The following is a 24,619-nucleotide window of genomic DNA, read 5'->3' as shown; positions in this document are numbered from 1 at the left end:
GGCCTCACCGAAGGCCCGCTCGGCAAGACGATGGGCGTCGTGGCCGTGGCGCTCGCGGCGGTGAACGTGTTCGGGGGCTTCCTCGTCACACAGCGCATGCTCGAGATGTTCAAGAAGAAAGACAAGGCGCCCGCCAAGGCCGCCGAGGGGGACAAGCAATGAGTATGAATCTCGTCACGCTGCTGTATCTGGTCGCGTCGATCTGTTTCATCCAGGCCCTCAAGGGCCTGTCGAACCCGAAGATGGCGCGGCGCGGCAACGCATTCGGCATGATCGGGATGGCCATTGCGGCCCTCACCACGATTGCGTTGATCTTCGAATTGCGCCGTCTGATGGGCGGGAACTACTCGGGCCTCGGCTTGATCCTCGCGGGCCTGGTAGTCGGCGGCGGTATCGGCGCGTTCGTCGCACGCAAGGTCGAGATGACCAAGATGCCTGAGCTGGTCGCGGCCATGCACTCGCTGATCGGTCTCGCCGCCGTATGTATCGCGGTGGCGGCGGTCGCGGAACCGTCCGCGTTCGGCATCGTGCCGGCCGGCGAAACGGTGCTGCCTTCGGGTAATCGCATCGAGTTGTTCATCGGCACGTTCGTCGGTGCGATCACGTTCTCCGGGTCGGTCATCGCCTTCGGCAAGCTCTCGGGCAAATACAAGTTCCGCTTGTTCCAGGGCGCGCCGGTGCAGTTCACCGGGCAGCACACCATCAACCTGCTGCTCGCCATCGCGATGCTCGGCTTCGGCGTCATTTTCTTTCTGTCGCAAAGCTGGCTGCCGTTCATCCTGATGATGGCCATCGCCTTCGTGCTCGGCGTGCTCATCATCATCCCGATCGGTGGGGCCGACATGCCCGTCGTGGTGTCGATGCTGAACTCGTACTCGGGCTGGGCGGCGGCCGGCATCGGCTTCTCGCTGAACAACCCGATGCTCATCATCGCAGGGTCGCTGGTCGGTTCGTCGGGTGCGATTCTGTCATACATCATGTGCCGCGCGATGAACCGCTCGTTCTTCAACGTAATTCTCGGCGGCTTCGGTGCCACGCCGGGTGCGAGTACGGCGGGTGGCGAGCAGCCGCAGCGCCCGGTGAAGTCGGGTTCGCCGGATGATGCCGCGTTCCTGATGAGCAACGCCGAATCGCTGGTGATCGTGCCGGGCTACGGTCTGGCCGTCGCCCGCGCGCAGCACGCCCTGAAGGAGTTGGCCGACAAGCTCACCGAAAAGGGCGTGAATGTGCGCTACGCCATTCATCCGGTGGCGGGTCGCATGCCGGGCCATATGAACGTGCTGCTCGCCGAAGCCGAAGTGCCGTACGACCAGGTACTGGAGATGGACGAGATCAACGGCGAATTCGGGCAGACGGACGTGGTGCTGGTGCTCGGCGCGAACGACGTGGTCAATCCGGCCGCGAAGAACGACCCGACTTCGCCGATTGCCGGCATGCCGATTCTCGAGGCCTACAAGGCCAAGACGATCATTGTCAACAAGCGCTCGATGGCGGCGGGTTACGCCGGGCTGGATAACGAGTTGTTCTATCTCGACAAGACCATGATGGTGTTCGGCGACGCGAAGAAGGTCGTCGAGGAAATGGTCAAGGCCGTCGAATAAGACAACACGTTCGGTTCGACCGGAAGGCGGGGCTGCACGGGACGGTAACGTGCAGCCCCGCGCTACAATGCGCGCTCCTCATTGCACTCAGGAACCGCGCCATGACGCTCGGCATTGTCGCTGCCCTCCACGAAGAAATTGCCGATCTGCTCGCCGAGATGGCGCCCGGCGCGCACGTCGAGTCCATTGGCATGCGCGAATACCACGTGGGCAAGCTGCATGGCCATGACTGTGTCGTCGTGCTCGCGCGTGTCGGCAAGGTCGCGGCGGCGGCCACCACCGCCGCACTGATTCACCGGTTCGCGGTCGACGAACTCGTCTTCACGGGCGTGGCCGGCGGGCTCGCTCACGGGCTGTCCGTCGGCGACATCGTGGTGGCCGATACGCTCGTGCAGCACGACATGGACGCCAGCCCCCTCTTCCCCCGCTTCGAAATCCCGCTGCTCGGGCGCGACGCCTTCGCCAGCACGCCCTCGCTGCGCGACGCTCTCGCAACTGCGGCGCGCGACTGGCTCGCCGACGAAATGGCGGCGCAAGTGCCTGTCGCGTTGCGCACCGAATGGCGGATGACCGCCCCGCGCGTGCACATCGGGCAGATCGCGAGCGGTGATCAGTTCGTCTCCAGCGCAGGCGAGGTCAGCCGACTGCGCGACGCGTTGCCGCACACGCTCGCCGTGGAGATGGAAGGCGCCGCCGTGGCCCAGGTGTGTCACGAGTACGGTGTCCCGTTCGCCGTGATGCGCACGCTCTCCGATAGCGCCGACGATACCGCGCACGTCGACTTTCCGCGCTTTCTGCGGGAGGTGGCCAGCCATTACTCGCACGGCGTTCTGCGCCGTTTCCTGACGCAACGGCGCGCGTAATCCGACGGCGCCTCGCCGTCTGCCCCGCGAGGCTTCCGTCCCCGTTTGGACAATGCCGGCGAGCGATCTCGATACCCTGCGCCGAACGACTTCCGGACAATTCGATTTCTCATATTGTCCAGAGGAGACTTTCGATGAACGTCGAGAATCATCACGTCGGCACCGGCCCAACGGGGCGCCTGAGTACGCCGGCACCGGCGCCGAACTATCGAACGCTGTGCTGGAGTGACGTCGTCCAGATCAGGGCCCTCAATCCCAAGTGCAATCCGACGAAGGCCGCAATAACGCTTGCCGCCGAACATCCGGACAGTGTGTTCGGACGCGAAATCGATCCCTACGTCGGCAAGACGGCCGTCGGCGAACCGGCCCGTAACGCGCAACAACAATTGGCGCTGCGCCGGCTCGCCGTGCTGGAAGACCACGAGGTAACGATCGATTCGCTCAGGGACGCGGGCTTGCCCGCCACCATTGCCCTCGATCTCGTGCAACGCCTGATCGCACGCCCGACGGGCTGGTCCATCTTCGAGCGCCTCGTGACCACGCCGAATTTGAACGACTGGGCGCGATCGGTGCTGGAGCGCCATGACCCCGTGCACGTGGCCGACGATGTGCTGACGCTGCGCATCCTCCAGGCGTTCGGTCACGACGTCGCCGTGCCGTGGACGTTCGACATCACCAACAAGTGGGTGTACTTCTACAGCGTATCGTCGGGCGACATGGGGTGCCTCACGCGACTGCTCAATACGGCGACATGCGATCGACCGGACGATAGTGCCCGGCGCGAGACATGCCGCAAGGCGTATCAGGCGCTGGCGTACACACACTACGGTGCAGACGGCCAGCTCTGGCCGCATTGGGAAGCGAGAGACGACGTGTGGGAAATTCATCCGGACCCGCGCGGCGAGACCTTCCGTGATGACATCGTGTCCGAGAACGCCGTCACCTGCGAAACGGAGCGATGGCTCAGGAACGTCACACCAGTCGGATTCATGGATGTTGCCGGACACTCGCCACGCACCGGCCTCGACTATGACAGCGACCTGTCCGACCCGGACAACCTGACGGGCGATCCGGCACGCGCGCCCATCACACCGAGCGAGCTACGTATACGCCTCGCGACGTTGGCCGCACAGCGGCGTGGGGCAACGCCGCCCGCGCCGATTGCGGTCCGGCCCACCGCCTGGTCGGCTGCCGGCGACCATTAGCCGCGTGGCGCGCCGCTCGCAGACAGCAAAAGACCGGCAAGTCGCCGGTCTTTTCTCATCCTGCCAAACGAGATGATTCGCTTACGCTTGCGGCGCTCCCGCCTCGCCCTGGCCTTCCCCGCGTTTTCGCACAGAACCGGCAATCAGGTCGAAGCGGAACAGACGGCATTCCAGGGCACCGTTGAACAGCGGCGTACGACGCGATTCGCGCAGACGCATCTGCCCCGGCAAGCTCATGTCGGCCGTCAGCAGGTACGCGCTCCAGCCGGTGAAGCGCTGCTTGAGCGCATCGCCGAAGGCGCGGAAAAACGCCGCGTCGACATCGTCCGGCTGATTGCGCTGGAACTGAGGACCGCGATTGCCCTGCACATCCGGCGATTCGTCGCCGTCTTCGGCATCGCGTGCCCCGCGACGCCCGCGCACTTCGATACGCTCGCCGTACGGCGGATTCGCGACGATGATCCCCGGACGATCCACCGGCGGCGACATATCACGCGCATCCACCTGCTTGAGGCCGATGTCGCCCACGCCCGCGCGCTCCAGGTTGGCGCGCGCCTTGGCCAGCATGTCGCCCGAGATATCGCTGCCGAAAATCGTCGGCGGCACGCCCCGCACGCGCGCATCGCGCTGCGCGTCCGTGGCCTGCACCTTCAGCGTTTGCCACGCGGTAATGTCGTAGCCCTTGAGCTTCTCGAACCCGAAGCGACGCCCCGCGCCTGCGGGCACGCCCAGTGCGATCTGCGCGGCTTCGGCGAGGAAGGTGCCGCTGCCGCACATCGGGTCGTACAGCACCATGTCGGCCGCCGTATCGGTGCGCCAGCCGGCCAGGCGCAGAATGCCGGCGGCCAGGTTCTCGCGCAGCGGCGCCGCGCCCTTGTCCAGGCGCCAGCCGCGCTTGAACAGCGCTTCGCCGGACGTGTCGAGATAGAGGGTTGCCTCGGTGGCGGTCAGGAAGGCGAACACCCGCACGTCGGGCTGCGACGTATCGATGTTCGGCCGCGCGCCGGTCTTCTCGCGCAGGCGGTCGCACACGGCGTCCTTGATCCGCAGCGTGACGAATTCCAGGCTGCGCACCGGCGCCTTGATGCCGGTGACATCCACGCGCAGCGTCTGCTGATTGGAGAACCAGTCTTCCCAGCGCTGTGCGAGCGCAAAGGCATAGATGTCCTGCTCGGTCCGGTATCCCTGCTGGGCGATGCGCAGCAGCACGCGGCTCGCAATGCGCGAATGCAGGTTGGCGGCCATGCCGGCCGCCCACGGACCGGCGAAATGCACGCCACCGGGCACCTGTTTGCCGACCGACACGGGCGCCAGACGTCCCAGCTCTGCCAACTCGGCGGCAAGCGCGTCTTCCAGTCCGCGAGGACAGGGTGCGAAGAATTCGAAGGATGCCATTTCGATGCGTACGACCGGCACGCGAGGTGCCGGCGGAGGGAATAAACCGCTATTGTACGCGCGCCTGCCCGGCCGGCGTCAGCGGCTCGCCGCCCGGGCAGGCGGCGAGTTTGTGCAGCAGCATCTCGACAATGGCGTCGGGCGACTCGCGGATGTCGATCACCAGCGCGTCACGCGGCTCTTCGAGCGTGTCGAACTGGCTTTGCAGCAGCGCGGGGTCGAAGAAGTGTCCCCCGCGCGAGGCCAACCGCTCGCCGATCACCTCGGGGGCGCCCTTCAGGTAGACGAACACAACGTCGCCGTCGTGCTCGCCAAGCACGTCGCGATAGCGCGAGCGCAACGCCGAACACGCGAACACATGGTGACGCCCCCCCACGCGGCGCGCGACGATCGCCTCGCGAATCGCCGCCAGCCAGGGGGCACGGTCGTTATCGTTGAGCGCCTCACCGCGCCGCATCTTCTCGATGTTCGCGGCGCTGTGAAACGAATCCGCGTCGGAAAACCCGCAGCCCAGGCGCTCGGCGAGCATTTGCCCGACCGTGCTCTTGCCACTGCCCGATACGCCCATTACCACGACGATCATGGCTCGTCTCCTTGTGACCTGCTGACTCACGTCAGCGTGTTGCCGGTGTTGCACGCCCCGCATCGCGACCTCACACCACCGTGGCGAGACCGAGCGTCAGCAGCAACGCCACGACCGAAATGATCGTCTCGCAAACCGTCCAGGTCTTGAAGGTCTGCGGCACGGTCATGTTGAAATATTCCTTGACCAGCCAGAATCCGCCGTCATTCACATGCGACAGGATCAGCGACCCCGCCCCCGTGGCCAGCACCATCAGTTCCGGCTTCGCCGTGACGCCTGCGGCCGCCGCGATCGGTGCGACGATGCCGCACGCCGTCGTCATTGCCACCGTGGCCGAGCCCGTCGCGATACGGATCAGCACGGCCACCAGCCAGCCCAGCAACAGCGGCGAGAGGTTCGCGTGCGTGGCCACATCGACGATCGCTTTCGACACGCCGCTGTCCATCAGGATACGCCCGAAACCACCGCCCGCCCCCACCACCAGCGTAATCGTGGCGATCGGCGCCAGGCACTCGTTGGTGAACTTCAGGATCTGGTCGCGATTGAAGCCGCGCCGTTTGCCGAACGTGAAAAAGCTCACGAGCGTGGCAATCAGCAACGCCATCACCGAGTTGCCGATCAGGCGCAAGAATTCGTTCGCGAACGTCTTCGGCGCGAAGAACAGGTCGGCCCAGCTACCAATGAGCATCAGGAGCACGGGCAGCAGGATCGTGAACAGCGTGATGCCGAAGCCCGGCAGCTCGTTGAGCGCACGGTCCTTCTCGACGAACTGCGAGAGCAGCGGATTGTCCGGATTGGGCACCACGTAACGCGCCATGAGCTTCGCGAACAGCGGGCCGGCAATCGCCGCCGTCGGAATGCCGACGATCAGCGCGTACATGATGGTGTGACCGATGTCCGCGTTATACGCCGTCACGGCCAGCAACGCGGCCGGGTGCGGCGGAATCAGGCCGTGCACGACCGACAGGCCGGCCACCATCGGAATGCCCACAAGCACCATTGACGTGCCGGTGCGCTTGGCGACGTTGAACGCGATCGGAATCAGCAACACGAAACCGACTTCGAAGAACACCGGCAGACCGACGATGAACGCGATCACGACCATTGCCCAGTGCACGTTCTTCTCACCGAAAAAGCCGATCAGCGTGCGCGCAATGCGCTCGGCCCCGCCCGACTCGGCCATCATCTTGCCGAGCATCGTGCCAAGCCCCACCACCAGCGCGATGTGCCCCAGCGTGTTGCCCACGCCCGTCTCGAACGCCTTGACGATCCCGCCCATCGGCATGCCCACCGCCAGTCCGAGCACGAGCGAGACGACGATCAGCGTGATAAACGGATTCAGTTTGAAACGCGCGATCAGCAGAATCAGCGCGATTACCGCGACTAGCGCGTACACCAGCAGCAAGTTGCCTTGCACCGCGACCATGGGGGGTCTCCTCGTTTGGCTAGATGGGCGGATGCCCGGAGGGCTTACGCCCGATTATTGGAATTGTTGGATTCGACGATTGGTTTCGATTCGATGGCACTGGCGATGCTTCGCCTCGCTACCGTTCAGCGCGTTGCCCCGCCTAGCGGCGCGGCAACGCACTCGCTGCGCGCGCGAGACGCGTAATGCCGTCCCAGTCCTTCGCGTCCACGAGCGCCTTGGGCGTCAGCCATGAACCGCCTACGCACACCACGTTCGGCTGCGCGAGATATGTCGGCGCCGACTCGGCGCTGATACCGCCCGTCGGACAGAAACGCACCTGCCGGAACGGCCCGTAAAGCGCCTTGAGCATCGGCACGCCACCCGACGGTTCGGCCGGGAAGAACTTCACCGTGTCGTAGCCGTCCGCGAGCGCCGCGAGAATGTCGGACGGCGTCACCACGCCCGGCAGCAGCGGCAGCCCTGCCGCCCTGGCCGCCGCGCCCAGCGCGCTCGTATAGCCTGGCGAGACGCCGAAGCGCGCGCCCGCGGCCACAGCCTGCGCCATTTCTTCCGGTCGTGTGAGCGTGCCCACGCCGACAATCAGTTCGTCGGACAAGCCCGCCACATGGCGAATGACGTCCATCGCCGCCGGGGTGCGCAGCGTGATTTCGAGGACCCGCACGCCGCCCGCGAGCAGTGCGCGCGCGACTTGTTCGCCCTGCTCGACATGGTCGAACTGGAGTACCGGAACCACGGGGCCGGCACGAACGATGTCATTGATGTCCATTACGTTTTCCTTGAATGCAGCGACGTGACGGGCACATCACTCAGAACCGAAGAACACGGACGCGCCCGCTTCTGCCGCGCCGACGGCGGCGCGCATGTGACCGAAGAGCAGACGCCCGGTGTCGTCGCCCGAGACCGGCACCTCGGCCACCTCGCGCGCGCCCCATGCCTGCGGCGCGACCTCGACATGCAGCATGCCGGCGTTCGCGTCGAGCACGATGAAATCGCCGTCGCACACCCTCGTCAGCGGGCCACCGCCGGCCGCTTCGGGCGAGACATGAATGACAGCGGGCACCTTGCCCGAGGCGCCGGACATCCGGCCGTCGGTCACCAGCGCCACCGCAAACCCTTCGTCCTGCAAGACACCGAGCAGCGGCGTGAGGCGATGCAGTTCGGGCATGCCATTGGCGCGCGGCCCCTGGCCGCGCAGCACCACGACCACGTCGCGACGCAACTCGCCGGCATCGAATGCGGCCTGAACCGCTTCCTGCGACGCAAATACGCGTGCCGTCGCGGCCACGCGCCGATGTTCCGGCTTGACCGCCGACACCTTGATGACGCCGCGCCCCAGATTGCCGTGCATGAGCCGCAATCCGCCATCGGGTGCGAACGGTTCGGCATGGCCGCGCAGGACGTCACGATCACCACTGTAGGCGCTGCCAGCGCGCCACGCCAGTCCGTCGGGCGAGAGCCACGGCTCGGCTCGGTATCGCGCGAGACCCGGACCAGCCACGGTCTTGACGTCGCCGTGCAGCAAGCCAGCGTCGAGCAATTCGCCGATCAGGAAGCCCATGCCGCCGGCCGCATGAAAATGGTTCACGTCCGCCTTGCCGTTCGGGTAGACGCGCGCCATGAGGGGGACGACTGCCGACAAGGCGTCGAAATCGTCCCAATCGATGATGACGCCCGCCGCGCGAGCCATCGCCACGAGGTGGAGCGTGTGATTGGTGGAGCCGCCCGTGGCCAGCAGGCCGACGATGCCGTTGACGACGGCACGCTCGTCGACCACATGACCGATGGGAGTGTAGTTGGGCGTGTCGGCGCCGATGGCCAGCACGCGCGCAAGCGCGGCGTCGGTCAGCGCGTCGCGCAACGGTGTCTGCGGATGCACGAAGGCCGCCCCCGGCAGATGCAGGCCCATGATTTCCATCAGGAGCTGATTGCTGTTGGCAGTGCCATAGAACGTGCAGGTGCCGGCACCGTGATAGGCCTGCGACTCGGCTTCGAGCAGCGCGTCGCGGCCGACCTTGCCGGTGGCATACGCCTGGCGGATCTTCGCCTTCTCGTCGTTCGACAAGCCGCTGGCCATCGGACCCGCCGGCACGAAGATCGTCGGCAGATGACCGAACTGCAACGCGCCGATCACCAGGCCCGGCACGATCTTGTCGCACACGCCGAGCATCAGCGCGGCATCGAACATGTTGTGTGAAAGCGCGACGGCGGTGCTCATGGCGATGATCTCGCGCGAGAACAGGGACAGCTCCATGCCCGCGTTGCCTTGCGTGACGCCGTCGCACATCGCCGGCACACCGCCCGCGACCTGCGCCGTGGCGCCAAGTTTGCGCGCGGCGTCGCGCAGTCGCGCCGGATACGACTCGTACGGCTGGTGCGCCGAGAGCATGTCGTTGTATGCCGTGACGACGCCGACATTCGGGCGACGCTGCTCACGCAGTACGAGCTTGTCATTCGCCGGCATGGCCGCGAAACCATGCGCCAGATTCGCGCATGACAGCGCGCCGCGCTGCGGGAAGCGGCCAGCGCTCGCATCGATGCGGGCCAGATACGCCGTACGCGTGTCGCGGCTGCGCGCGCCAATGCGCGCCGTGACGGCCATTACGGTCGGGTGCAGGGGCTTCGTTTGCTCAGACATCATGCCGGGGAACGGGATTGCGACACACCCAGGGTAGGTGCGATTCGGAGCGGAGTTTAGTAGAAATTCTACATCCCATCAATCGAAAGACGTCAGCATCCGGGCTTGTACCTAGCAATTTCCGGTAGTTGCGTGAAATTATCCCGTATCAAGAAATTCAAATCCATAATGCGGGATGAAGAATTTCTGTAGTTTTTGTACATTTCTGCCGCAACTTGCGCACGTGAATACCGGCTTCCGCGCCGTAGCGCGGGGGCCGGCGGGTGCTATAGTGGGCGCCTGCTTTTGCCGATGCTCACCATGCTGAACCGAATCGAAGCCACGCTGACCCAATTGCGCCCGTCCGAGCGCAAGCTCGCGGCCTATGTACTGGACGCGCCGCGCGAAGTCGTCGATCTGTCGATGAACGAACTTGCCGAGCGCGCCAACGTCAGTCAGCCGACGATTGCCCGGTTCTGCCAGGCAGTGGGATGCAGTGGCTATCGCGAGTTCAAGATCCGCTTGGCACAGGGCATCGCCCAAGGGGTACCGTTCGTGCATCGCGATGTCCGGCCCGACGAGCCGGTGCCGGGCATCGCCAGCAAAGTGCTCGACCGCACCATTGGCAGCCTCATGCAGGTTCGCAACAACCTCTCGCCCGACAGCATCGGGCAAGCCATCGAATTGCTGGCCGGGGCACGGCGCATCGAGTTCTACGGTGCGGGAGCGTCAGGGATTGCCGCACAGGACATGCAGCACAAGTTCTTCCGACTCGGGGTGCCGACCGTGGCGTACAACGACCCGCACGTCTATGGGATGTCGGCCGCGCTGCTGCAACAGGGGGATGTGGTGGTGGCAATATCCAACACCGGGCGCACGCAGGATCTGCTCGAAGCCGTCCAGTTGGCACGAAACGCGGGCGCAAGCGTGATTGCGATCACGCACAGCAACTCGCCGCTGGCGCGGCAGGCGAGTGTGGCGCTCTTCGCCGATGTCGACGAAGACACCGACGTCTACTCGCCGCTGACCTCGCGCATCGCACACCTCGCCATCGGCGACGTGCTCGCCGTGGGCATGGCGTTGCGCCTGGGCGACCGCCTGCCCACACAACTCGCCCGCGCGAAGGAAGTCATCAACCGGCGCAGGACGACGAGCGAAGGGCGATAGCCACGGCGACGCCTCGCCCGCCTCGCCTCACGTTCGTTACGTTCACGTCGCTGACGCGCTCTTCCGCCTCGCGCTCGTTCAGCGCTGCTGCGCCTGCGGATTGACCGCGTTCTGCAGCGGCTTACCGGTCAGCGCAGCGATCAGGTTGTCCGCCGCGCACGCGGCCATGGCATGGCGCGTCTCGTGCGTGGCCGAACCGATATGCGGCAGCGCGACCACTTGCTTCATCTTCAGCAGCGGCGAATCGACCGACACCGGCTCGCGCTCGAACACATCGAGACCGGCCCCACGCAGATGGCCCGACGCCAGCGCATCGATGAGCGCGGCTTCGTCGATCACCTTGCCACGCGCGGCGTTGATGAAGATCGCACCCGGCTTCATCTGCGCGAACTCGCTCGCCCCGATCAACCGTTCAGTCGCCGGCGACAGCGGCACCAGCGTCACGACGAAGTCGGCTTCTGCCAATAACGCCGGGAGCGTCCGGTGCTGCGCGCCGTACGCCTGCTCGGCGGCCTCGTTGCGCGAGCGGTTGCTGTACAGCACCTTCATGCCGAAGCCGAGCGCGGCACGACGCGCGACCGCGCCGCCGATACGGCCCATGCCGACGATGCCGAGCGTCTTGCCTTGCACGTCGGTACCGAAATGTGCCTCGCCGAGACTCCCCGTCCAGCCGCCCGACTTCACCAGCTCTGCCAGTTCGACCACTCGCCGGGCGCTCGACAGAATCAGTGCGAAGACGGTGTCCGCCGTGGTTTGCGTCAGCACATCGGGCGTGTTCATCAGCACGATGCCGCGACGCGTGAGATCGGGTACGTCGAACTGATCGTAGCCCACGGAAATGGTGGCCCAGGCCTTGAGCTTCGGTGCCGCATCGAGCCACGCCGGCGTGACGGTCATGCCCCCGCCGATGGCGCCCTCGGCGCGGCCCAGCGCGGCGGCGAATTCCGCGCGATTGCCGTCGTTCACCCCGTCGAATTCCGTCAACGTAAATGCCTCGGCCAATCGCGCGCGCACGTCCGGCGGCACTTCCTTGTACAACACCACTTCCGGACGACTCATCCGCGTCACTCCTTGGGGGGGATTGCCGCTACCAGCACCCGCAGGCAGCGGACGACATGATCGGCTTGCCGGGTCAGCGCCGAGCGCCCTGCGCGTCGGCAAACGCCCGCTCGAGAAAATCGAGGCGGTCCTGCCCCCAGTAGGGCTGGCCGTCGAACACGAACCACGGCGCGCCGAAGACGCCAGCACGTTCGGCCTCGTCGGTGTTGGCGGCGTAGGTCGCCTGCACGCCGGCCTCCTCCGACGCAGCGAGCAGCGCCGCGCCGTCGAGCGACAGGTGCTCGGCGATGGCCTGCAACGTCGCCGGGTCGGCAATGTTGCGCTCCTCGGCCCAAAGCGCCTTCGAAATGGCGGCCGTCAGCGCAAGCGCCTGGTCGGTTCCATAGGCGAGTTGCGCGGCGACGATCCACCGCGCCGCCAGATCGCCCGCCACCGGGAAGTGCTTCGGTTCCAGGTTGAGCGGCACGCCAAGATAGCGGGACCAGCGCGCCAGCTCGACCAGACGATACGCTTGCCGCTGCGGCGCACGTTTGGCCAGCGGCAAGCCGCCCGAGACGGCGAAGATGCGGCCGATGTCCATCGGCTTCAACTGGATCTTCACGTCGTAGCGACGTGCCAGTTCGACAAAGCGGGCCTGCCCCATGTAGACATAGGGCGACGGCGGCGCCACGAAATAATCGCAAGTCAGACTCACGGCAGACTCCTCTCGGCTAACAGCGGTTGGCCCGGGTGGGCGCTGGACGGGACTGTGGTCGGCGCTGGCGATGCGCGCCGACGAGGTTGAAAAATGACCGACGCGTCAGAACGGCTTGACGACCACGAGGATCACCGCCGCGAGCAGCCCAAACACTGGAAATTCGTTGAAATAACGATACCAGCGATGCGAATGCGTATTGCGGCCGGTTTCGAATTTGCGCAGCAAACGGCCGCACGCGTGGTGAAACCCCAGCAGCAACACCACGACAAGCAGCTTGGCGTGCAACCAGCCGCTGTAGCGTCCGATCCCGTAGTGCAGCCAGAGGATCAGTCCGAAAGCGAGCGCGGGCACCGCCAAAATCGTCATGAAGCGATAGAGCTTGCGGGCCATGAGCAGCAGACGCTGCGTGGCAGCGGGATCGCTCTCCATCGCGAGGTTGACGAAAATGCGCGGCAGATAGAACAGGCCGGCGAACCACGAGGCGACGAAAACGATGTGCAGCGCTTTGATCCAGAGCATCGGGGACGGGGCAGCCCGCACGCAGGCCGTCAAATATTTTGAACAGCAAGCAATGTACAACAATCCGGCGCATCGTGACGGCCAACGTCCCGCGCGTTCGCGCTGGGGACCCGCGGCATATCGACGCGACGCGGCCAGCATCGCCCTCGCGCTTCGGGCCGTCACGTGTTGGCGCGCGGCGTTGGTGCGTCTCATCCGGCAAAACACGACTTCGGCGACGCCCTCGCGCGGCTGTGCCAGAATACGGGCCATATTGGCTTCTTCGCCCGCATTGGTCGGCACCCCGATCACTGGCCCCCGCATGAGAATTCTTGGCATCGACCCCGGGCTGCGCGTCACTGGTTTCGGCGTGCTCGAAAAACACGGCAGCCGTCTGCAATATGTGACGAGCGGCGTCATCCGCACCGGCGACGGCACGTTGCCCGCGCGGCTGCGCATCATCTTTGAAAGCGTGGCGGAACTGGTCGACACCTACCGGCCGGACCAGGCCGCCATCGAGAAAGTATTCGTCAACGTCAATCCGCAATCCACGCTGCTGCTCGGACAGGCGCGCGGCGCGGCGATCACGGCGCTGTCGGTCGGCGGGCTCGAGGTCTTCGAATACACGCCGATGCAGCTCAAGCAAGCGGTGGTCGGCTACGGACGCGCCCGAAAAGAGCAGGTGCAGGAGATGGTCACACGCCTGCTCGCGCTCACGGGCACGCCGGGCAAGGATGCGTCGGACGCGCTGGGCGTCGCCATCTGCCACGCCCACAGCGGCGAGACGTACTCGGCGCTGGTCAATGTCGCCCCGACCCTTGCAGCCAAGGGCCTGCGCGTGCGACGCGGCCGGCTGGTCGGCTGAGCGGCGCTACCGTCATACTCACCGTCATACTCACCGTCACAATCACCGTTGCCGTCACGGCCGCGGACATCGCCGTACGTCGCGGGATACCGTGCGGCCCCGTCCCGGCAAGCGACGTCCGAAGCGCTACAATGCAGCCATGATCGAAACCGACAAACTCGCCGCCGAGCGCATCATTGCGCCGACCCCGGCCTCGCCTAACGAAGAAGCGTTCGAGCGCGCGCTGCGTCCCAAGCTGCTTGACGAGTACGTTGGCCAGCGCAAGGTGCGCGGCCAGTTGGAAATCTTCATCGAGGCGGCGCGCAAGCGCTCGGAACCGCTCGACCACGTGCTGCTCTTCGGTCCGCCGGGCCTGGGCAAGACAACGCTCGCCCACATCATCGCCCGCGAAATGGGCGTGCATTTGCGCCAGACGTCGGGTCCCGTGCTCGAGCGCCCGGGCGACCTCGCCGCGCTGCTGACCAATCTCGAGGCCAACGACGTGCTGTTCATCGACGAAATCCACCGGCTTTCGCCGGTCGTCGAGGAAATCCTGTACCCGGCGCTCGAGGACTATCAGATCGACATCATGATCGGGGAAGGCCCGGCGGCGCGCAGCGTCAAGCTCGATCTTCAACCATTCACGCTCGTGGGGGCGACCACGCGCGCCGGCATGCTGACGAATCCGTTGCGCGACCGCTTCGGGATCGTCGCACGTCTGGAGTTCTACACGGCCGAAGAACTGGCGGGCATCGTGCGCCGCTCGGCCGGCCTGCTCGGGGCGGCCATCGTCGACGACGGCGCGTACGAGATCGCCCGGCGCGCGCGCGGCACGCCACGTATCGCCAACCGCTTGCTGCGCCGTGTGCGCGATTACGCCGAAGTGAGGGCCGACGGGCGCATTACCGCCGCCGTGGCTGACGCCGCACTCTCGATGCTCGACGTCGATCCGGTCGGCCTGGACGTGATGGACCGCAAGCTGCTCGAAGCCGTGCTCCACAAATTCGATGGCGGGCCGGTGGGCGTCGACAATCTCGCCGCCGCCATCGGCGAAGAGCGCGATACGATCGAAGACGTGATCGAGCCGTACCTGATCCAGCAGGGTTTCCTGCAACGTACGCCTCGCGGACGCGTCGCGACGCTCGCTGCGTATCGTCACTTCGGTCTGGCGGCGCCCGGCAGTGCGCCGGACAGCGGTTCACTCTGGTCGCCCGACGCCACCGGCAAGTGATACCCGCCGCCCCGCGCTCATCGCCACTCTCACTCGTCTTCTGCTGAACCCAGCATGTCCTCGCACGACGACCTCCCGACACCGCCTCCGGCAACGCCCCTGCGGCCCGCCGGACCGGTGGTGGGCGTGTCGGGGCGTGTGCGGCACGCGATCGCCATGCGGCTGGTCAGCCTGACCTCCGGCCCCGGCGCACCGCGCCTGAACTACGACACACCAGCCGGCGACCCCGGCCTGTTCGGCCCGGACGCCGCCTGCTGGCACGTGCACGGCGACTTCACGGCCATGATGATCGGCGGCGTCAGCGCGCTGCTGATGCAGTCGTTGCACCCGCTCGCGATGGCCGGGGTCTGGGATCACTCGACGTTCCGGCAGGACGTGATCGGCCGTCTGCGCCGCACGGCGACATTCATCGGCGGCACGACCTTCGGCAATACGGCCGACGCACAGGCGCTGCTCGAACGGGTGCGACGCATCCACCTGCAGGTCAAGGGCATCGCGCCCGACGGGCGCGCCTACGCCGCCTACGACCCCGATCTGCTGACCTGGGTCCATGTGGCCGAGACGTCCAGCTTCCTGCGCAGCTATCTCGTCTACAAGGATCCGGCGTTCGCCCGCAGCGAGCAGGATCGGTATTACGCGGAAGTCTCACGCATTGCGGTGGCGCTGGGCGCACGCGACGTGCCGACGAGTGTCGCCCAGATCGACGACTATCTCGCGGCCATGCGCCCGGCCTTGCGCACGAGCGAGCGCACCGACGAAGTCGTGCGCGTGTTGCGCCATCTGCCCGCGCCGTTTACGGGCGCGCGCCTGTTCAGCGGCGTATTGTTTCGCGCAGGCATCGACCTGCTGCCCGACTGGTCGCAGTCGATGCTCGGCTTCGAGGATGGGGCGACGGTGCGCCGCTTGACGGTGCGCCCCGCGGTGCGTCACATGGCGCAGGTCGCCCGCTGGTCGATGCGCAACAGCGTGGCGCACCGCGCGCGGCGCCGCGCATTGGCGACGCCCGATGTCGTGGTCGTGCAGTCAACGCAGGAACGCTAGGCGCGTCTGCGCGGCACGGCCCCTGCCCCGACCCGCCCGTTACACCACGCGCGGATCGACGCGATCCATGCCGGCAGCGCCCTCCGGCCTGTCGTTGCTTTCGTCGCGCACGGCGGCGTCCAGATGCGTGACATCCCCCCAACACAGCACGTGCCAGCGCTGGCCATCGTGGGCCAGGCGATTCACGCTCGCATTGAGCAACGGATACGCACGCGGCTCGGTCAGTGCCAGCCGCGTTGCGAGCCGATAGCAGCAATCGAGCACACCACCGTGCGCCACCAGCGCCAGATGCTGGCCCGCATGGTCGCGCAGCAACTGGGCAACGGACTCGGTGATGCGCGTGTAGAAACCTCGCGTGGACTCGCCGCCGGGAATCACGAAATCGGGATCGCGGCTCTGCCACCGCGCGTAGTCCTGCGGAAATTCCGCCTGGATCTCGTCGGGCACACGGGTTTCGAAGACCCCGTAGTGGCGCTCGCGCAGACTCGCCGTGCGCACGAGCGGCAAGCCGCACGCGCGTGCGACGGGCGCTGCCGTCTGCACCGCGCGTTGCAGATCGCTCGTAAGCACCTGGTCGAACACGCGCCCACGCGCCGCCACCTCGCGCGCAATACGCTGCCCCAGCAAGACCGCCTGATGCTCGCCCTCGGTCGAGAGCGGGATATCGGTGTGCCCTTGGATCCGTTTGGCGCGGTTCCAGTCAGTCTCGCCATGGCGAATCAAAGTCAGGGTGGTGGTCATGCCAGTCATCGATGCGGTTGCGTATTGCGTATTGCGTGTTGCGTGTGGCGTGAGCCAAAGCGAGCGGGAGGCCAGCGGAGTCCCGTCAGGCCAGCGTCGGATTGAGCGTGTAGGTGCCGGTCACGCGCGCCTGCCCAAGCACATGCGGCTGAATCGCCGCGCGGACGTCATCCCCCCCGAAGCGGCCGTCGAGCGGCACACGGGCAATATCGAGTGCGTACACGGTGAAGTGGTAGTGGTGCACGATCGTGTCGTTCCACGGCGGACACGGGCCGTCGTAGCCGTAGTAATCGCCGCTCATGCTCTCGTCGCCCGCAAACCAGGCGGTGTAGTCGTTGATGCCGTGACGCATGCCGTCGAGCGCGTCGGGGCCGAACTTGCCGCGCGGCGTGACGTGATTGCTGTGGCTGGCGGCCGGAATCTCGGACACCGACGCCGGTATGTCAACGAGCACCCAGTGATAGAAATCGACGCGCGGCAGATCCGCAGGCACCTCGCGGCCTTCCCGGTTGACGTCGTCGCCCTGGCTCGGCACGTCGCTGTCGGTACAGATCACGACAAACGAACGCGTACCGGCGGGCGCATCGGACCACGCCAGATGGGGATTCTTGTTCTGCGACAGCGCCACGTGCGCCTGTGCATCCGGTTTGCCGAAGGCGAACTGTTCATCTATCGCCGCATTGTCGGCAAACGAGTCACTCCAGACTTTCATCGGTATCTCCCAAGCATTGTCGTTTCGGAACTCGACGACGGTATCACACCGATGCGAATCGCGTGCGGGCGCCCGCCCACATCCAGACGATTCCGAGCAATTTTCGGGATAAGACCTTGGCGAGTGCGGCATGTGGCGCATGGCGCCGCCAAGCCCACTGCCACGAACGTCAGTGGGCGTCGGGACGCGTCTGAAGCCAGAACGTGACCGGCCCGTCGTTCACGAGCGAGACGCGCATGTACGCGCCGAATTCGCCCGTCTCCACGATCGGATGGCGCGCACGCGCCTGCGTCACGAAATGATCGAAGAGCCGCTTGCCGTCGGCCGGACTGGCCGCCGGGGTGAAGCTCGGCCGGGTGCCGCTGTTGGTATCGGCCGCCAGCGTGAACTGCGAGACGAGCAACAAGCCGCCGACCGCGCCGTTGCCGTCGAGGCTCGACACGCTGCGGTTCATCTTGCCCGCGTCGTCCGAGAAGACGCGATAGCCGAGCAGCTTCGCGAGCAGTTTGTCCGCGCTCGCCTCGGTGTCGCCACGCTCGGCGCACACCAGGGCGAGCAGGCCCGGGCCGATGGCGCCTACCGTGCGGCCATCGACCGTTACGGCGGCTTCGAGCACGCGCTGGATAAGCGCAATCATCGCGGCAGCGCGCGCAACATGGCCGGCGATCCGGAGCGGGCGCTCAAGCGAGCGTCACGCGCGCGAAGCGACGCTTGCCGACCTGCACGACATAGGTGCCGGCGTCGATCTTCGCGCCCTTGTCGGACAGCGCCTCGCCGTCGATCCGCACACCGCCCTGCTCGATGTTACGGTTGGCTTCCGACGTCGACGGCACCAGACCGGCCTGCTTGAGGACCTGCGCAATCCCCAGCGGGGCTCCGTCGAGGGAAACTTCCGGAATGTCGTCCGGCACACCACCTCTGGCGCGCGCGTTGAAGTCGTCGAGCGCGCGCTCGGCATCGGCCTGGGAATGGAAACGGGCCACGATCTCCTGCGCGAGCAGCACCTTCACGTCGCGCGGATTGCGCCCGCCCTCGATGTCCTTGTGCAGTTGCGCGATCTCCTCGAGCGAGCGGAACGAGAGCAACTCGTAGTAACGCCACATCAGGTCGTCCGAGATACTCATGAGCTTGCCGAACATCTCGCTCGGCTTCTCGCTGATGCCCACGTAATTGCCCTTGGACTTCGACATCTTCTCGACGCCGTCCAATCCTTCGAGCAGCGGCATCGTCAGGATGCACTGCGGCTCCTGGCCGTATTGCTTCTGCAATTCACGGCCCACGAGCAGGTTGAACTTCTGGTCGGTGCCGCCGAGCTCCAGGTCCGACTCCAGGGCGACCGAGTCGTAACCCTGCATGAGCGGATAGAGGAATTCGTGGATGGCAATGGGCACGCCCCCCTGGAAGCGCTTGGTGAAGTCCTCGCGCTCGAGCATGCGCGCCATCGTGTAGCGTGACGCGAGCTTGATCATGCCGTCCGCGCCCAGCTTCATCGACCATTCGCTGTTGTAGCGAATTTCGGTCTTGTTGCGGTCGAGCACCAGCGCGGCCTGCTCGAAATAGGTCTTGGCGTTCGACTCGATCTGTTCGCGGGTAAGCGGCGGACGCGTGCTGTTACGGCCCGACGGGTCACCGATCAGCGACGTGAAATCGCCGATCAGGAAAATGACTGTATGCCCCAGATCCTGCAACTGGCGCATCTTGTTGAGCACCACGGTGTGGCCGATGTGGATGTCCGGCGCCGTCGGATCCAGCCCCAGCTTGATGCGCAGCGGCTTGCCGGTCGCTTCGCTGCGTGCCAGCTTCTGGAGGAACTCCTCTTCCACGAGCAGCTCGTCGCAACCGCGCTTGGCAATCGCCAGCGCAGCCCGCGCGGCGTCGGTCACGGGATACTTCTTTTCCGAGGTGAGTACGTGTTCACTTGTCATAACATCGTTGTCCGGACTGGTTCAGGGTTTCCCTTGAGCAGTCAGTAAAGGCGGAAGCCGCGGCGGCTCTGCTATAATCGCCGCTCAATTCTCGGCTCGGGCCGAAGCGACGCCGGGTTGCCCCGGAATTCCGGCAGGCAATCTCGAAGCGTGTCGCTCCGCCCGGGCTTTTTTGTAAGTTGCGCAGAATTTTACGTGATGTGGCCAAAACTCCGTGATTTTTTTGCGCGTGAACTGCTGACCCTGATCGATCCCACCCAGCCCAAGCACCGTCGCAGGAAGGTGCAAATCGTGGCAACGGTCGGTTCGACCCTGGCGTTGGGGATGGTGACCGCTTTCGGCGTGGCACCGATGGTGCCCGACGCGGCCCGCAACGGGGCGAGCGTGACGTTACCGCTCACCTTCCCCGACCTGGCCAAACAGATCCAGCAGCTCGACGCGCAAACCCAGACCTTTATCCATCAAGTGGCCCTGCGCCGCGGCGAAACCCTTGGCGACATGCTCTCGCGGCTGTCGATCCAGGACCCCGCGGCCGAGCGGTTCATTCGCGATAACGCCATCGCCCGGCGCCTGATCGGCGTGCCCGCAGGGCATGTCGTGCAGGCCGAGACCGACGACGACGGCAAACTCGTCTCGCTCGCCACCGTGCTGTCGAACGGCGGCACCGCGGCCCAGCAACTGGTGATCGATCGCAACGACGCCGGTCGCCTGCGCGCGCGCATGGAACAGCTTGCCAACGATACCGAATGGGCCATGCGCTCCGGGGCCATCGCGGGTAATTTCTTCACGGCGATGGACGATGCCGGGGTACCCGACGCCGTCGTCGCGCAGATGGTGACCATCTTCTCCGGGGTGATCAACTTCCAGCGCGGCGTGCACCGCGGCGACCGTTTCCGCCTCGTGTACGAGGTGATCAAGCAGCAGGATCGCACCGTTCGCACGGGCCGCGTGCTGGCCGTCGAATTCATCAATCAGGGCAAGACGCATCAGGCCATCTGGTACGCCGATCCGAAGGGCTCGCCCGAGGGCGCGTATTACGGCTTCGATGGCCGCAACCTGAAGCAGGCGTTCCTGCGCACGCCGGTCGAGTTTTCGCGCATTTCGTCGGCCTTCGGCGGTCGCGAGCATCCGTTCCAGCACAAGTGGAAGCAGCACGAGGGCGTGGATCTGGCGGCGCCTATCGGCACGCGCGTGTTTGCGGCCGGCGACGGTGTGGTCAAGTTCGTCGGCAAGCAGAACGGCTACGGCAACCTGGTCGAGATCAATCACGCGGGCAATTACCAGACGCGTTACGCTCACCTGTCCGGCTTCGGCCAGGGCATGAAGCCCGGCACCCATGTCACGCAAGGTCAGGTCATCGGCTTCGTCGGCCAGACGGGCTGGGCCACCGGCCCGCATCTGCACTACGAGCTGCGCTACAAGGGCGTGCCGCGCAACCCGTTCTCGACCGACGTGGCAGCCGTCGCACCGCTCTCGGGGGCTCGCCTGAAGCTGTTCGACATGTACGCCGAGAATCTCCTCAAGCGCATCGACTTGATGCGCACCGTGCAGGTCGCCGAGCGCGATTGAGGTATGCTGGAGACCGCGCAGCGCGGCGCGATGTGTGACGCACACGTCGCGCCGCGCAGCGCGGATTCGATTTCTCCGGCCCCGCCCCGCTCCGCCCATGACCGACATCGCTCGTCACCTCGACGCCCCGGCGTCCCCCGCTCACTTCATCGGCCTGATGTCCGGCACCAGCCTCGACGGTGTCGATGGCGTGCTCGTCGCGTCAGCCACCGGACAGGTGCTCGCAGAAGCCTATCTCCCGTTTCCCGGCGACTTGCGTGAAACATTGATGGTGTTGCAGGCCCCCTCGGAAAACGAATTGCATCGCGAGGCGCTGGCGGCGAACGCGCTGGTACGGGTCTATGCCGACTGTGTGCGCGAGCTGCTCGCTACGGCAGGATTGCCTGCGTCGGCCGTCGCGGCCATCGGCGCACACGGACAGACGATCCGTCATCGGCCGGGCGAGTTCGATGGAATTGGCTACACGCGCCAGCTCAACGCGCCTGCACTGCTCGCGGAATTGACCGGCATCGATGTCGTTGCGGATATTCGCAGCCGGGATGTCGCGGCGGGCGGCCAAGGCGCGCCACTCGTGCCCGCCTATCATCAGGCGATGTTTTCGGACGCCGGGCAAACGCGCGTCGTCTGCAATCTCGGCGGCATCAGCAATGTGACGATTTTGCCGGCAGCGGCATCAGGCCAGCCTGTCTCCGGCTTCGATTGCGGCCCCGGCAATGCGCTACTCGACGGCTGGGCGGCGCGCCATCTCGGCACGTCGTATGACGACGCAGGGGCCTGGGGCGCCAGCGGGCGCGTCAGCGGCGCCTTGCTGGCCGCCTTGCTGAGCGAATCCTACTTCCGCCAGGCACCTCCGAAGAGCACCGGTCGCGACCTGTTCCGCGCCGAATGGCTGGATGCGCGTCTGGCGAGCGTGCCGGGCGTGTCTCCCGTGGATGTCCAGGCCACGCTCGTCGCGCTGACCGCACAATGTGTCACCGACGACGTGTTGCGCTACGCGCCCGACTGCCGGGGCTTCTACGCCTGTGGCGGCGGAACGCGCAATCATGCACTCATGCAAGCCATCGCAACCCGCCTGCCGGGCGTGAGCGTCGCCACGACCGAGGTGCTCGGCGTACCGCCGCAGCAGGTCGAGGCCCGCGCCTTCGCCTGGCTCGCCCAGCGCTGCCTGGTCAGGCAACCGGGAAATCTTGCGTCGGTCACCGGCGCACAGGGCCCTCGCATTCTCGGCGCGATCTACCCGCACTGAGCGGGGCGGGCCACGAGAACGCCGGAAGCGACGAAGTGACGCACCAATGAGAAAGGGCCCTTGCGGGCCCCGTCTCATACTGCATTCAGATACTACGTTCGTGTGCCGTTCAGACCGAGAACGAAGAACCGCAGCCACAGGTCGTGGAAGCGTTCGGGTTCTTGATCACGAACTGCGCGCCGTTGATGTCTTCCTTATAGTCGATCTCGGCGCCGACGAGGTATTGATAGCTCATCGAGTCGATCAGTAGCGACACGCCGTTCTTGTCGAGCACGGTATCGTCTTCGTTGACGTCTTCATCGAAGGTGAAACCATACTGAAAGCCGGAGCAACCGCCACCCTGCACGAAAACGCGCAGTTTCAGCTCGGGGTTGCCTTCCTCGTCGATCAGTTGCTTGACCTTGTCCGCGGCGCTGTCGGTAAAGACCAGGAAAGCGGGCATTTCCGTGACGGCGGCCTCAAGCGGTGCGTTCATCGCAAATCTCCAAATATCGGTTCGGTACCATTCTAGTCTCTAATCCATAATTGTGCCGACGGCAGAAAAATCAATGGCTTAGAGACGATAAATACCGTTACGGCAGTACGGGAATATGGGTCAGCCCCAGGTTTTCCGGCAAGCCGAACATCAGGTTCATACACTGCACGCCCTGACCAGACGCGCCCTTGACCAGATTGTCCTCGACGACGAGGATCACCAGCGTGTCTTCGTTGCCCGGGCGATGCACTGCCATTCGGACATAATTCGATGCGCGCACCCAGCGCGTTTCCGGCATCGAGCCGGCCGGCAGCACGTCGACAAACGGCTCGCCCGCGTAATACGTCTCGAACAGCGCCTGGAAATCGGTGTCGCGCGCTTCGGGCAGGATCGTCGCATAAAGCGTCGAGTGAATGCCGCGAATCGTTGGCAGCAGATGGGGCACGAACGTCAGGCCCACTTCGTAGCCCGCGATCGCCTCCAGACCCTGCTTGATTTCCGGGTGATGGCGATGGCCCTTCACGCCGTAGGCCTTGAAGTTGTCGGCCGTCTCCGCGAGGATCAGCGACGTTTCACCCTTGCGGCCCGCACCGCTCGCGCCCGACTTCGCGTCGGCGATCAGGTGCTTCGGATCAACCAGTTTGCGGCCACCGGCAAACAGCGGCGCATAACCCAATTGCACGGACGTCGGGTAGCAGCCCGGCAGACCGATGACGCGCGCGCTCTTGATCTTCTCACGGTTGATCTCGGGCAGGCCGTAGACGGCCTCTTCGAGAATGTCGGGGCAAGCATGCGGCAGGCCGTACCACTTTTCGAACGTGGCGATGTCTTTCAGGCGAAAGTCTGCCGCCAGATCGATCACACGCACGCCGGCGGCGAGGAGCTCGCGCGCCTGTGCCATGGCCACGCCGTGCGGCGTGGCGAAGAACACCACGTCGCAATCGGTCAGACGGGCGTCGTCAGGCGTGCAGAATGCCAGGTCGACACGGCCTCGCAGGTTCGGATACATGTCGGCGACCGGCGTACCCGCTTCCTTGCGCGAGGTGATCGCCGTCAACTTCACTTCCGGGTGCTGCGCCAGCAAACGGAGCAGCTCCACACCGGTATAGCCGGTGCCGCCTACGATACCCACCTTGACCATGTCCTACCCCTTTCAATCAGAACCGCGATTCTATCAAGCTTCCGCGACACGCGTGGGACGGCGACGCGCTTGACGCGGCGCCGGGGCATACGCGCGGGAGGCGCCGCAAATAGAAAAAAGGCCGCACGAGGCGGCCTTTCCTTGCATCCCCCAGAGGCGGATGCAAACAAGCACCCGGGCGATTAACGCTTCGAGAATTGCTTGCGACGGCGGGCCTTGTGCAGACCAACCTTCTTACGTTCGACTTCACGAGCATCGCGCGTGACGAAGCCAGCGGTCGACAGCGTCGGCTTGAGCGTCGCGTCGTAGTCGATCAGTGCGCGGGTGATGCCGTGACGAACCGCACCGGCCTGACCCGTTTCACCGCCGCCCGACACGTTGACCTTGATGTCGAACGTTTCAGCGTGGTTGGTCAGCTCGAGCGGCTGACGGACAATCATCAGCGACGTTTCGCGAGCGAAGTACTCTTTGATCGGCTTGCCATTGACGACGATGTCGCCCTTGCCAGCCTTGATGAACACGCGAGCAACAGCGCTCTTGCGACGGCCGGTGCCGTAATTCCAATCGTTTTTGAACATGGCGT

Annotated in this window: 25 protein-coding genes; 10 read left to right on the top strand and 15 right to left on the bottom strand. The window is 65.5% G+C overall.

All coding sequences use genetic code 11. The features are described 5' to 3' along the window. The 4 genes from PTE31013_RS04295 to PTE31013_RS04280 all read left to right on the top strand — a co-directional run. A partial coding sequence (locus PTE31013_RS04295; RefSeq protein ID WP_174978415.1) for a proton-translocating transhydrogenase family protein occupies window positions 1-162 on the top strand: 162 nt, incomplete at its 5' end. After that, a complete protein-coding gene (locus tag PTE31013_RS04290; RefSeq protein WP_150611535.1) occupies window positions 159-1,601 on the top strand; it encodes an NAD(P)(+) transhydrogenase (Re/Si-specific) subunit beta in 1,443 nt (480 codons plus the stop codon). The genes PTE31013_RS04295 and PTE31013_RS04290, both read left to right, overlap by 4 nt. A gap of 101 nt (window positions 1,602-1,702) precedes the next feature. After that, on the top strand, window positions 1,703-2,464 hold the full coding sequence (locus PTE31013_RS04285) for a 5'-methylthioadenosine/adenosylhomocysteine nucleosidase (RefSeq protein ID WP_150611534.1): 762 nt from the start codon (window positions 1,703-1,705) through the stop codon (window positions 2,462-2,464). Window positions 2,465-2,598: 134 nt separating this feature from the next. Next, window positions 2,599-3,669: a hypothetical protein gene (locus tag PTE31013_RS04280; RefSeq protein ID WP_150611533.1), complete on the top strand. Its 1,071-nt coding sequence runs from the start codon at window positions 2,599-2,601 to the stop codon at window positions 3,667-3,669. An 81-nt stretch (window positions 3,670-3,750) separates the two neighbouring features. On the opposite strand, the gene PTE31013_RS04275 is transcribed toward PTE31013_RS04280, so the two are convergent. The 5 genes from PTE31013_RS04275 to edd all read right to left on the bottom strand — a co-directional run bounded on the left by PTE31013_RS04275 (window position 3,751) and on the right by edd (window position 9,711). Next, entirely contained in the window at window positions 3,751-5,064 is a 1,314-nt protein-coding gene (locus tag PTE31013_RS04275) for a THUMP domain-containing class I SAM-dependent RNA methyltransferase (protein WP_150611532.1), read from the bottom strand. A 49-nt stretch (window positions 5,065-5,113) separates the two neighbouring features. Further along, a complete protein-coding gene (locus tag PTE31013_RS04270; RefSeq protein WP_150611531.1) occupies window positions 5,114-5,647 on the bottom strand; it encodes a gluconokinase in 534 nt (177 codons plus the stop codon). A gap of 70 nt (window positions 5,648-5,717) precedes the next feature. Further along, entirely contained in the window at window positions 5,718-7,073 is a 1,356-nt protein-coding gene (locus PTE31013_RS04265; RefSeq protein ID WP_150611530.1) for a GntP family permease, read from the bottom strand. A 142-nt stretch (window positions 7,074-7,215) separates the two neighbouring features. Next, window positions 7,216-7,842: a bifunctional 4-hydroxy-2-oxoglutarate aldolase/2-dehydro-3-deoxy-phosphogluconate aldolase gene (eda, locus tag PTE31013_RS04260; RefSeq protein WP_150611529.1), complete on the bottom strand. Its 627-nt coding sequence runs from the start codon at window positions 7,840-7,842 to the stop codon at window positions 7,216-7,218. 36 nt (window positions 7,843-7,878) lie between these two features. After that, a complete protein-coding gene (edd, locus tag PTE31013_RS04255; protein ID WP_174978429.1) occupies window positions 7,879-9,711 on the bottom strand; it encodes a phosphogluconate dehydratase in 1,833 nt (610 codons plus the stop codon). Window positions 9,712-10,011: 300 nt separating this feature from the next. Between edd and PTE31013_RS04250 the strand changes: the two genes are divergently transcribed. Continuing rightward, on the top strand, window positions 10,012-10,857 hold the full coding sequence (locus PTE31013_RS04250; protein WP_150611528.1) for a MurR/RpiR family transcriptional regulator: 846 nt from the start codon (window positions 10,012-10,014) through the stop codon (window positions 10,855-10,857). 78 nt (window positions 10,858-10,935) lie between these two features. On the opposite strand, the gene PTE31013_RS04245 is transcribed toward PTE31013_RS04250, so the two are convergent. The 3 genes from PTE31013_RS04245 to PTE31013_RS04235 form a co-directional block, all read right to left on the bottom strand. Beyond that, window positions 10,936-11,916, bottom strand: coding sequence for an NAD(P)-dependent oxidoreductase (locus PTE31013_RS04245; protein WP_150611527.1), 981 nt, complete (start codon window positions 11,914-11,916; stop codon window positions 10,936-10,938). Between the two features lie 73 nt (window positions 11,917-11,989). Beyond that, the gene (locus PTE31013_RS04240) at window positions 11,990-12,610 is read right to left on the bottom strand and encodes a 2-hydroxychromene-2-carboxylate isomerase (RefSeq protein ID WP_150611526.1); all 621 of its coding nucleotides are present in this window, start codon (window positions 12,608-12,610) and stop codon (window positions 11,990-11,992) included. Window positions 12,611-12,715: 105 nt separating this feature from the next. Beyond that, entirely contained in the window at window positions 12,716-13,132 is a 417-nt protein-coding gene (locus PTE31013_RS04235) for a CopD family protein (protein ID WP_150611525.1), read from the bottom strand. A gap of 301 nt (window positions 13,133-13,433) precedes the next feature. Here PTE31013_RS04235 and ruvC point away from each other — a divergent pair, with 301 nt between their 5' ends. From ruvC to PTE31013_RS04220, 3 genes are all read left to right on the top strand, one after another. Further along, complete coding sequence (gene ruvC / locus PTE31013_RS04230) at window positions 13,434-13,976, top strand: crossover junction endodeoxyribonuclease RuvC (protein ID WP_150611524.1); 543 nt, start codon at window positions 13,434-13,436, stop codon at window positions 13,974-13,976. A 139-nt stretch (window positions 13,977-14,115) separates the two neighbouring features. Beyond that, window positions 14,116-15,186, top strand: a complete 1,071-nt coding sequence (ruvB, locus tag PTE31013_RS04225; RefSeq protein WP_150611523.1) for a Holliday junction branch migration DNA helicase RuvB — start codon at window positions 14,116-14,118, stop codon at window positions 15,184-15,186. Between the two features lie 54 nt (window positions 15,187-15,240). Further along, complete coding sequence (locus tag PTE31013_RS04220; RefSeq protein ID WP_246173880.1) at window positions 15,241-16,227, top strand: oxygenase MpaB family protein; 987 nt, start codon at window positions 15,241-15,243, stop codon at window positions 16,225-16,227. A gap of 39 nt (window positions 16,228-16,266) precedes the next feature. Here the strand turns inward: PTE31013_RS04220 and PTE31013_RS04215 are convergent, their stop codons facing one another. The 4 genes from PTE31013_RS04215 to tyrS all read right to left on the bottom strand — a co-directional run bounded on the left by PTE31013_RS04215 (window position 16,267) and on the right by tyrS (window position 19,605). Then, complete coding sequence (locus PTE31013_RS04215) at window positions 16,267-16,968, bottom strand: histidine phosphatase family protein (protein ID WP_150611522.1); 702 nt, start codon at window positions 16,966-16,968, stop codon at window positions 16,267-16,269. A gap of 85 nt (window positions 16,969-17,053) precedes the next feature. Beyond that, a complete protein-coding gene (locus tag PTE31013_RS04210; RefSeq protein WP_150611521.1) occupies window positions 17,054-17,680 on the bottom strand; it encodes a YbhB/YbcL family Raf kinase inhibitor-like protein in 627 nt (208 codons plus the stop codon). Between the two features lie 169 nt (window positions 17,681-17,849). Next, a complete protein-coding gene (gene dtd, locus PTE31013_RS04205) occupies window positions 17,850-18,317 on the bottom strand; it encodes a D-aminoacyl-tRNA deacylase (protein WP_150611520.1) in 468 nt (155 codons plus the stop codon). 43 nt (window positions 18,318-18,360) lie between these two features. After that, the gene (gene tyrS, locus PTE31013_RS04200) at window positions 18,361-19,605 is read right to left on the bottom strand and encodes a tyrosine--tRNA ligase (RefSeq protein WP_150611519.1); all 1,245 of its coding nucleotides are present in this window, start codon (window positions 19,603-19,605) and stop codon (window positions 18,361-18,363) included. Window positions 19,606-19,803: 198 nt separating this feature from the next. On the opposite strand from tyrS, the gene PTE31013_RS04195 reads away from it, so the two are divergent. Then, window positions 19,804-21,174 (top strand): M23 family metallopeptidase, encoded by a 1,371-nt coding sequence (locus PTE31013_RS04195; protein WP_150611518.1) that lies wholly within the window; start codon window positions 19,804-19,806, stop codon window positions 21,172-21,174. Window positions 21,175-21,271: 97 nt separating this feature from the next. Beyond that, window positions 21,272-22,420 (top strand): anhydro-N-acetylmuramic acid kinase, encoded by a 1,149-nt coding sequence (locus tag PTE31013_RS04190; RefSeq protein WP_150611517.1) that lies wholly within the window; start codon window positions 21,272-21,274, stop codon window positions 22,418-22,420. 109 nt (window positions 22,421-22,529) lie between these two features. On the opposite strand, the gene erpA is transcribed toward PTE31013_RS04190, so the two are convergent. From erpA to rpsI, 3 genes are all read right to left on the bottom strand, one after another. After that, window positions 22,530-22,895, bottom strand: a complete 366-nt coding sequence (erpA, locus tag PTE31013_RS04185) for an iron-sulfur cluster insertion protein ErpA (RefSeq protein WP_058377438.1) — start codon at window positions 22,893-22,895, stop codon at window positions 22,530-22,532. Window positions 22,896-22,992: 97 nt separating this feature from the next. Then, window positions 22,993-24,036 (bottom strand): N-acetyl-gamma-glutamyl-phosphate reductase, encoded by a 1,044-nt coding sequence (gene argC / locus PTE31013_RS04180; protein ID WP_150611516.1) that lies wholly within the window; start codon window positions 24,034-24,036, stop codon window positions 22,993-22,995. Window positions 24,037-24,218: 182 nt separating this feature from the next. Next, window positions 24,219-24,614: a 30S ribosomal protein S9 gene (gene rpsI / locus PTE31013_RS04175; protein ID WP_010805092.1), complete on the bottom strand. Its 396-nt coding sequence runs from the start codon at window positions 24,612-24,614 to the stop codon at window positions 24,219-24,221. Window positions 24,615-24,619: the final 5 nt, after the last annotated feature.

Origin of the sequence: Pandoraea terrigena, assembly GCF_902459705.1 — a bacterium.
Lineage (GTDB): Bacteria > Pseudomonadota > Gammaproteobacteria > Burkholderiales > Burkholderiaceae > Pandoraea > Pandoraea terrigena.
This window is presented reverse-complemented; position numbering and strand designations above follow the sequence as displayed.